2 protein-coding genes and 1 pseudogene are annotated in these 2,083 nt (G+C 63.5%); all 3 read left to right on the top strand.

The window, feature by feature from the left end:
- Positions 1–130 (top strand): annotated as a pseudogene (locus tag ACRDUX_RS09625) (glycosyltransferase); the annotation flags it as partial.
- A gap of 121 nt (positions 131–251) precedes the next feature.
- Positions 252–1,313 (top strand): NAD-dependent epimerase/dehydratase family protein, encoded by a 1,062-nt coding sequence (locus ACRDUX_RS09620; protein WP_526413289.1) that lies wholly within the window; start codon positions 252–254, stop codon positions 1,311–1,313.
- A 152-nt stretch (positions 1,314–1,465) separates the two neighbouring features.
- On the top strand, positions 1,466–2,083 hold a 618-nt coding region (locus ACRDUX_RS09615), incomplete at its 3' end, for an acyltransferase family protein (protein ID WP_526413287.1).

Below are 2,083 nucleotides of genomic sequence, written 5' to 3'. Positions count from 1 at the left end.
CGAGGACCTGCGTCAGGTCCTCGACCCGCAGTGCGCCGCCCGCGCCCGCGCGATCGCTGTCCGGATGAGCAAGCCGGCCGAAAGCGTCACGAGAGCCGCCGATCTGATGGAAGGGTGCGCTGGCGCTTGAGGCTCCCTCCGTGATGGTGGGAATGCCATCGATACCATGACATGGACCGCGCTCTCGGCTGTGTGCCGGTCATCCAGTTGCTCTGCATACGAAGGGGAGGCGTCGGCTCTTGTCGAAATCCGTGCTCATTTCTGGCGGCGCAGGGTTCATCGGGTCCGCGCTCTCGTACCGTCTCGTCGAAGCGGGTTACGACGTCGCGGTGATGGACGTCCTGCACCCGCAGGTGCACGCCAGAGGTCGAGAAATCGATCTGCCGCGGTCGGTGCGACTGCTCACCGGGGACGTCACCCACGCGCCCGACTGGGATGCCGTACTCGGATTGTTCGAACCCTCCCAGATCGTTCATCTGGCTGCCGAGACGGGAACGGCACAGTCGCTCTCCGAGGCGACCCGGCACGGCTCGGTCAACGTGGTGGGCACCACGCAGCTTCTCGACGCCCTGAGTCGCTCGGCATTCGTGCCCGACCAGCTGGTACTGGCCTCGTCAAGGGCGGTCTACGGCGAGGGTGCTTGGCAATGCGGCACGCAGACCTTCTACCCGCAACCTCGCAGCCACGCGCAGCTCCTGGCCGGTACCTGGGATCCCCAGGGTTCAACGGGCGAACCAGCGGTGTCGCTTCCCAGCCGGGCCGGGCGAACGGAGCCTCGTCCTACCAACATCTACGCTGCGACAAAGCTTGCCCAGGAGCACATCTTGGCATCCTGGGCGGCCGCGCATGACACCAATCTCAGTGTGCTGCGTCTTCAGAACGTCTACGGACCGGGCCAGTCCCTGACGAATTCCTATACCGGAATAGTCACTCTGTTCTCACGACTCGCGCGCGAACAACACGCGTTGGAGGTCTACGAAGACGGCAGGATAGTCCGGGATTTCGTCTTCATCGATGATGTCGTCGATGCGCTGTTCGCGGCTGTGGACACCCCTGCGGACGGGCAACGTTGCCTCGACATCGGTTCCGGCATCGCAACGACCATCCACGAGTTGGCTCGGAAGGTAGCCGCCATCTGCGCTGCGCCGGATCCCGTCGTCGTAGGGAAGTTTCGCGACGGCGACGTCCGTGCGGCGAGCTGCGACATCGAGCCGGCAAGCGACGGGCTCGGATGGGTTCCCAAGTGGACGCTAGAGGAAGGCCTGCCTGCGCTTCTCGAGTGGATAGCGAAGGGCACCCCGAATCGTCTTTGAGCGCAGCGATTTCCCTGTTGATCGCGCTTCCGCGCTCGCCGCGAATCATCAGATGCGGCAATTGGTTCCAGCCCCCGGCAGAGGTGAGCGGAAAGTGCGATCCTGGATCGAGATGACGATACGATGACGTTGCCAGGGACAGGGGGCCACGAATGAAGCTCGGGCGCGTATTCGATCCGCGTAACAATGCGCTGAATGCGTGCCGGCTCGTTCTGGCGATCGAGGTGATCCTGTTTCACTCGTTCCCGCTCACGGGCAACCTCATCCCATCGAAGGCGGTTCTCCAGCTGCTCTTCTCGGTCGGGGTGGACGGATTCTTTGGGCTCTCGGGATTCCTCATCACCTCGAGTTGGCTCCGTGACCCGCGTATCCGCGACTATCTGACCGCTCGTGCTCTTCGCATCCTCCCCGGGTATTACGTCGTGCTGGCGGTGACCGCGTTCATCATTGCGCCCGTCAGTGTGCTGATACAGGGCGGCTCGCCCATGAAGCTGCTGTTGTCGGCGGCGCCGGTCGAGTACGTGTTGAAGAACAGTGCGTTGATACAGCTCCAATACGACGTCGGCGGGACGCCGCGCGACATTCCGTATGCGGGCATCTGGAATGCGTCTCTGTGGTCCCTCATCTTCGAGGTCATGTGCTACCTCGCGGTGGCTGGTCTGGGTGTGTTGGGACTGGCCAAGTACCGCTGGGTCTCTCCTGCGCTGCTGGTGCTGGCGACGATCGGGGCGCTCTCGTTGCCGCCTCTGACCTTCCCCGGAGTATGGACG

The sequence above is a fragment of the Mycobacterium sp. genome (genome assembly GCF_050701675.1).
Lineage (GTDB): Bacteria > Actinomycetota > Actinomycetes > Mycobacteriales > Mycobacteriaceae > Mycobacterium.
Note: the sequence above shows the minus strand (reverse complement) of the source record. Positions and strands in the feature narration are given on the sequence as shown.